Origin of the sequence: Mycobacterium sp. E2497, from assembly GCF_001668695.1 — a bacterium.
GTDB lineage: Bacteria > Actinomycetota > Actinomycetes > Mycobacteriales > Mycobacteriaceae > Mycobacterium.
On the sequence record NZ_LZKD01000136.1, the window covers coordinates 1 to 6242 of the forward strand.

At 70.6% G+C, this 6242-nt stretch carries 8 protein-coding genes; 3 read left to right on the forward strand and 5 right to left on the reverse strand.

All coding sequences use genetic code 11. The features are described 5' to 3' along the window. Nucleotides 1-617, forward strand: a 617-nt coding sequence (locus tag A5713_RS11385) for a CocE/NonD family hydrolase (RefSeq protein WP_156751852.1), incomplete at its 5' end; no start/stop codon positions are given. On the opposite strand, the gene A5713_RS11390 is transcribed toward A5713_RS11385, so the two are convergent. Together A5713_RS11390 and A5713_RS11395 are read right to left on the reverse strand one after the other, a co-directional pair. After that, on the reverse strand, nt 576-1136 hold the full coding sequence (locus tag A5713_RS11390; RefSeq protein WP_068095552.1) for a DUF1802 family protein: 561 nt from the start codon (nt 1134-1136) through the stop codon (nt 576-578). The two genes, A5713_RS11385 and A5713_RS11390, sit on opposite strands and share 42 nt — an antisense overlap. A gap of 30 nt (nt 1137-1166) precedes the next feature. Beyond that, nucleotides 1167-1478: a DUF2277 domain-containing protein gene (locus tag A5713_RS11395; protein ID WP_082972903.1), complete on the reverse strand. Its 312-nt coding sequence runs from the start codon at nt 1476-1478 to the stop codon at nt 1167-1169. A 43-nt stretch (nt 1479-1521) separates the two neighbouring features. Here A5713_RS11395 and A5713_RS11400 point away from each other — a divergent pair, with 43 nt between their 5' ends. Together A5713_RS11400 and A5713_RS11405 are read left to right on the forward strand one after the other, a co-directional pair. After that, complete coding sequence (locus A5713_RS11400; RefSeq protein ID WP_068095554.1) at nt 1522-2271, forward strand: enoyl-CoA hydratase; 750 nt, start codon at nt 1522-1524, stop codon at nt 2269-2271. Between the two features lie 49 nt (nt 2272-2320). Beyond that, entirely contained in the window at nt 2321-2902 is a 582-nt protein-coding gene (locus A5713_RS11405) for a hypothetical protein (RefSeq protein WP_068095556.1), read from the forward strand. A 6-nt stretch (nt 2903-2908) separates the two neighbouring features. Here the strand turns inward: A5713_RS11405 and A5713_RS11410 are convergent, their stop codons facing one another. The 3 genes from A5713_RS11410 to infB form a co-directional block, all read right to left on the reverse strand. Then, nucleotides 2909-3919, reverse strand: a complete 1011-nt coding sequence (locus A5713_RS11410; protein ID WP_102419882.1) for a bifunctional oligoribonuclease/PAP phosphatase NrnA — start codon at nt 3917-3919, stop codon at nt 2909-2911. Continuing rightward, entirely contained in the window at nt 3894-4367 is a 474-nt protein-coding gene (rbfA, locus tag A5713_RS11415; RefSeq protein WP_067925335.1) for a 30S ribosome-binding factor RbfA, read from the reverse strand. Before rbfA ends, A5713_RS11410 begins: the two co-directional genes overlap by 26 nt. After that, nucleotides 4367-6242: translation initiation factor IF-2 (gene infB, locus A5713_RS11420; RefSeq protein ID WP_082972904.1), on the reverse strand; the 1876-nt coding region annotated here is incomplete at its 5' end. The genes rbfA and infB, both read right to left, overlap by 1 nt.

A 6242-nucleotide genomic window follows, 5' to 3' on the forward strand; every position in this document is an offset into this window, starting at 1 on the left:
GTCACCTGGGTGAGACCGCGCCGACGGACCTGACCCGGTTGGCGCCGGCGACCTTCCGCTACGACCCGGCCCACCCGACGCCCACCACCGGCGGCCCCCTGCTGTCGCCGAACGGCGGCTATCGCGACGACAGCCGGCTCGCGGCGCGCGACGACGTGCTGGCCTTCACCAGCCTGACCCTCACGCAGGACCTCTGCATCTACGGCAGCCCGGTCGTCGAGCTGGCGCACGGCGCGGACACCCCGCATGTCGACCTGTTCGTGCGGGTGAGCGAGGTCGACGCCAGGGGTCGGTCGACCAACGTCAGCGACGGCTACCGGCGGCTGGACACCCCTGCCAAGAACCCGGCCAAGAACTCGAAGAAGACTGTCCGCGTCGAGCTGGACGGCATCGCCCACCGCTTCCGCGCCGGCTCACGCATCCGCGTGCTGATCGCCGGCAGCTGGTTTCCGCGCTATGCCCGCAACCTGGGCACCGATGAGCCGATCCTGACGGGACGGCAGTCCAGGCCGGCCACCCACACGGTGCGGTACGGACGCTCCCGGTTGCTGCTGCCCGTCGGGCCGCCGGACCTGTCAGCCAACGGCGCCGCGGACGCGCGCGGCGACCTCGGCTAGCGCGGCTTCGTCCAGCACCGGCGGCGCCACCGGCGCGCGCACCGGCACCTCCACCCAGCTCTTGCAGCCGCCGTACTCGGGCGTCCGGGTGATCTCCACCGGCTTCCTCAGCGGGTGCACCGCCACCACCAGCACGGCCAGCTTGCGCTTGGGCCGGAAGTCGAGCCGGTCGGCCCGCACCGACTCGGCGGTCCAGATGTGCAGGTCCTCGATCGCCGCCAGGCCCTCCGGCCGGTTGACCTCCACGGCCGCAACGACTTTCGCGGCCGCCCGGATCACCAGACGGTCCTCGGTGCTGTCGGCGGCCGCCCCGTCGAGCAGATCGCGATGCTCGGGCCGGACGCGCTCGCGGTGGCTGTGCGCGACGGTCGGGAACAGCAGGAACTCGCGGGCGGCCAGGTCGAACCGTTTCTCCCCGATGCCGCCCTTGCGCAGCAGCACCCGCTGGCGGCCGTCGAGCAGGGCGTGCACGGCGGCGCTCCACTCCTTGAGCGCGGGCATGGTCGCGGTGATGGTCATGTCGCGGTGTTGGTCATGTCGCGGTGATGGTCATGTCGCGCTGGCCGTCATCGCGCCCCGGCCAGTCGGGCGATCACGCCCCCCGCGAGCGGGTGGTACCCCCACGGGCCGGCGCAGCGGCGGGACGGTCTTGGGCGGCTGTCGCCGCGCGGGCAGCGCCGCGAGCAACCGCGTCGTCGTCTCGGTGACCTCGGCGACCGCCGCCTCGAAGGCTTCGGCGTTGGCCCCGGTGGGTCGGGTGATCCCGCTGACCTTGCGCACGTACTGGCGCGCCGCCGCCGCGATCTCCTCGGGCGTGGCCGCCGGTTCAAGGCCACGTAGCTCGGTGATGTTCCTGCACATGCCTCAACGATAGGCGGGGCACCCGACCCTTTACGGTGATCTCATGACCGACGACATCCTGCTGATCGACACCGACGAGCGGGTGCGCACCCTGACCCTCAACCGGCCGCAATCCCGCAACGCGCTGTCCTCGGCGCTGCGGGACCGGTTCTTCGGGGCCCTGGCCGACGCGGAAACCGACGATGCCGTCGACGTCATCATCGTCACCGGCACCGACCCGGTGTTCTGCGCGGGACTCGATCTCAAGGAGTTGGGCGGTTCCTCGGCGCTTCCGGACATCTCCCCGCGCTGGCCGGCGCTGAGCAAGCCGGTCATCGGCGCGATCAACGGGGCCGCCGTGACCGGCGGGCTGGAGCTGGCCCTGTACTGCGACATCCTGATCGCCTCGGAGAACGCCCGGTTCGCCGACACCCACGCCCGGGTGGGCCTGCTGCCCACCTGGGGGCTGAGCGTGCGGCTGCCGCAGAAGGTGGGCGTCGGGCTGGCCCGGCGGATGAGCATGACCGGGGACTATCTGTCGGCCACGGACGCGCTGCGCGCCGGGTTGGTGACCGAGGTGGTGCCGCACGACCAGCTGTTGGCCACCGCCCGCGGGGTGGCGGCGTCGATCGTCGGCAACAACCAGGACGCGGTGCGCGCGCTGCTGGCGTCCTATCACCGGATCGACGATGCGCAGACCAGCGCGGGGCTGTGGCTCGAAGCGACGGCGGCCCGCCAGTTCCGCACCAGCGGCGACGACATCGCCGCCAACCGCGAGGCGGTGCTGCAGCGGGGGCGGGCCCAGGTCCGGTAGGCGCGGCGGTCCGGCCCCGCCGGTCGCGGGCAACCAATACGATCAGCTGATGCGTGCTGTCGTCGATGTCATCGTGAGGGTGTTCGCGGGCGCCGTGACGCTCGCGGTGGCCGCGATCGCGGGACTCGCACCGCGTGCGGCCGCCCTGCCGCCGCCGGGATTTCCCAACCTGGACGGCTTCGCGCCCGTCCCGGCGGACGGCTTTGTGACCAGCACCGGTCCGGGAACTGCGCCCCGGATCAGTTTCTCCACCCCCTACACCCTGGTGTGCGACTTCTACGGCGGCCCGGCACCGGCGCCGCAGCCGTCACAGGACATCAAGTGCAAGGGCGACATGCCCGGCATCGACGACGTCCCCGTACTGGGCGGACGCCCGCACCCGGGTGATTGCCTGGTGGGTTCGGCCGAGTTCAAGGGGCCCGGCTACCAGTTGAGCCGCATGTCCTACGGCGGCTGCGACGGCAGCCCGGCCGCCCTGCCGCCGGCCGGCAAGTTGTTGAGCGCGGGCCAGAAGTTGACCTACCTGAACGTCACGTGCGCCGTCGGCGCCGACAACCTGGTCGCCTGCCTGGACACCACCAGCGGGGACCACGGGTTCGTGCTGCAACGCTCCGGCAGCTGGGCTTTCTAGCCTGTTCTAACCCAGCGCCGTGCGCAGCGCCGCCACGACGTCGTCGATCGGGCCGCTCGCCGAATAGCCGGCCGCCAGCCGGTGGCCGCCCCCGCCGAATGCGGACGCGACGGCCGCCAGATCCACCGCGGCCTTGGCCCGCATCGACACCGACCACCGCTGCGGGTCGACTTCCTTGAACACCGCGGCCACCTCGGCCTGCTGCGTGGTGCGCACGACGTCGACGATGCTCTCGACTTCCTCCGGGCGCGATGTCACCCAATCCTGGTGCCCGACAACGGCATACACCAGCCCACGGCCGCCCACCGCGTCGGGCAGCAACTGCGCCGAGCCCAGCACGCGGGACAGCAGCGGCAGCCAGGTGAAGGGGTGGGTGTCCATCAGCGTGCGGCTGATCGCGGCGTTGTCGACGCCCGTCTCGACCAGCCGGGCCGCCAGCCGCAGGGCGCGGGCCGTGGCCCAGCGGAAGGACCCGGTGTCCGTCGTCAGCCCCGCGTAGATGCAGTGCGCGACGTCGGGGTCGATCGGCTTGTCCCACGCGTCGAGGATGTCGGCGATCATCATGGTGGTTGAATCCGCCGACACGTCAACGAAGTTGGCGGTCCCGAACATCTCGTTGGAGGCGTGGTGGTCGATCACCAGCAACTCCCGCCCCGCACCGGCCAGGTCGCTCAGCGCGCCCAGTCGCTTGAGGCTCGGAACATCAACGGTGACAACCAGATCGACGTCGCGCCGCATGGCGTTCGCATCGACCAGCAGCCGGCAACCGGGCAGCGACGACAGCGACTCCGGCAGCGTCGCCGGCTCGGCGAAACCCACCTCGACGGTCTTGCCGCACCTGTCCAGCACCAGCGCCAGCGCCAGGCCCGCGCCGATCGTGTCGGCGTCGGGGTGGACATGGGCGACCACCGCGATAGTCGCTGCGGCGGAGAGCAATTCGACCGCCCCGCGGACGTCGACCCGCGCTCCGGCTCCCGCGCCGCGGGACAGCTCAGTCTTGGCGTCGGTCGTCGTCACCGGCATCCCCGTCGCTGGGCCCGCTGGCACGGTAGGGATCGGCCTCGCCGGCCGGCTTGGCTCCCGAGCGAACCCGCGCCAGGTCGGCGTCCGCCGCCCGGGCGCGGGCCAGCAACTCGTCCATCCGCTGGACGGTGTCCGACGTGGTGTCGCGGGTGAAGGTCAACGTGGGCGTGAAGCGTACACCGGTGCCCGCCCCGACCATCGTGCGCAGCGCGCCCTTGGCCCGCTCCAGCGCCGAGGCAGCGGCGGCGTAGTCCGGCTCGTCGTCGAGTGTTCGGCCCATCACGGTGTAGAACACCGTCGCATCGTGCAGGTCGGCGGTGACCTTCGTGTCGACGATGGTCACCCCGTCCAGCCCCGGATCCTTGATCTCGAACTCGATCGCCGAGGCGACGATCGTGTTGATGCGTTTGGCCAGTCGGCGCGCCCGAGCCGGATCGGCCATCAGGCGCGCTCCTTCTCGACGAGCTCGTAGGACTCGATGATGTCGCCTTCCTTGATGTCGGAGTAGCCCAGCGTCATACCGCATTCGAAGCCCTCGCGGACCTCGGTCACGTCGTCCTTCTCCCGTCGCAGCGAAGTGATCGACAGGTTGTCGACGACCACGATGTTGTCCCGCAACAGCCGGGCCTTGGCGTTGCGGCGCACCACGCCCGAGCTGATCATGCAGCCGGCGATGATGCCGACCTTGGAGGACCGGAAGATGGCGCGGATCTCGGCCCGCCCCAGCTGGTTCTCCTCGTAGATCGGCTTGAGCATGCCGCGCAGGGCCTTCTCGATGTCGTCGATCGCCTGGTAGATCACCGAGTAGTAGCGGATCTCGACGCCCTCGCGGTTGGCCAGCTCCGTCGCCTTCCCTTCGGCGCGCACGTTGAAGCCGATGATGATCGCATCGGAGGCCGACGCCAGGTTGACGTTGGTTTCGGTGATGCCACCGACACCGCGGTCGATGACGCGCAACATCACCTCGTCGTCGACCTGGATGCCCATCAGGGCCTCCTCGAGCGCCTCGACGGTACCGGCGTTGTCGCCCTTGAGGATCAGGTTCAGCTGGCTGGTTTCCTTCAGCGCCGAGTCCAGGTCCTCCAGGCTGATCCGCTTGCGCGACCGTGCCGCCAGCGCGTTGCGCTTACGCGCGCTGCGCCGGTCGGCGATCTGGCGAGCGATGCGGTCCTCGTCGACGACCAGGAAGTTGTCGCCGGCGCCCGGCACGGACGTGAACCCGATGACCTGCACCGGCCGCGACGGCAGCGCCTCCTCGACGTCGTCACCGTGCTCGTCGACCATGCGGCGGACACGGCCGTACGCGTCGCCGGCCACCACGGAGTCGCCGACGCGCAGCGTGCCGCGCTGCACCAGCACCGTGGCGACCGGGCCGCGACCGCGGTCCAGGTGCGCCTCGATCGCCACACCCTGGGCCTCCATGTCGGGGTTGGCCCGCAGGTCCAGGGCGGCGTCGGCGGTCAGCAGCACCGCCTCCTCGAGCGCCTCGATGTTGGTGCCTTCCTTCGCCGAGATGTCGACGAACATCGTGTCGCCGCCGAAATCCTCCGCGACCAAACCGTATTCGGTGAGCTGGGCCCGGATCTTGGCCGGGTCGGCGCCCTCCTTGTCGATCTTGTTGACCGCCACCACGATCGGCACGTCGGCCGCCTGCGCGTGGTTGATCGCCTCCACCGTCTGCGGCATCACGCCGTCGTCGGCGGCGACCACCAGGATCGCGATGTCGGTGGCCTTCGCGCCGCGGGCACGCATGGCGGTGAACGCCTCGTGACCCGGGGTGTCGATGAACGTGATCAGCCGCTCGCTGCCCTCGAAGTCGACGCCCACCTGGTAGGCACCGATGTGCTGGGTGATGCCACCGGCCTCGGCCTCGCGCACGCTGGCGTTCCGGATGGTGTCCAGCAGTCGCGTCTTACCGTGGTCGACGTGACCCATCACGGTCACCACCGGCGGACGGGTCTGCAGGTCCTCCTCGCCGCCCTCGTCCTCGCCGTAGGTCAGGTCGAAGGATTCCAGCAGCTCGCGGTCCTCGTCCTCCGGGCTGACGACCTGGACGACGTAATTCATCTCGCTGCCCAGCAGCTCGAGCGTCTCGTCACCGACGGACTGGGTGGCGGTCACCATCTCCCCGAGGTTGAACAGCGCCTGCACCAACGAGGCCGGGTTGGCGTTGATCTTGTCCGCGAAGTCGGAAAGTGACGCGCCGCGGGCCAGCCGGATGGTCTCGCCGTTGCCGTGCGGCAACCGCACGCCGCCGACGACCGGCGCCTGCATGTTCTCGTACTCGGCGCGTTTCGCCCGCTTCGACTTGCGACCA

Coding starts and splice junctions, on each gene's coding strand:
- A5713_RS11390 (WP_068095552.1), bottom strand. CDS start 1,136: ATGACCATCACCGCGACCATGCCCGCGCTCAAGGAGTGGAGCGCCGCC.
- A5713_RS11395 (WP_082972903.1), bottom strand. CDS start 1,478: ATGTGCAGGAACATCACCGAGCTACGTGGCCTTGAACCGGCGGCCACG.
- A5713_RS11400 (WP_068095554.1), top strand. CDS start 1,522: ATGACCGACGACATCCTGCTGATCGACACCGACGAGCGGGTGCGCACC.
- A5713_RS11405 (WP_068095556.1), top strand. CDS start 2,321: ATGCGTGCTGTCGTCGATGTCATCGTGAGGGTGTTCGCGGGCGCCGTG.
- rbfA (WP_067925335.1), bottom strand. CDS start 4,367: ATGGCCGATCCGGCTCGGGCGCGCCGACTGGCCAAACGCATCAACACG.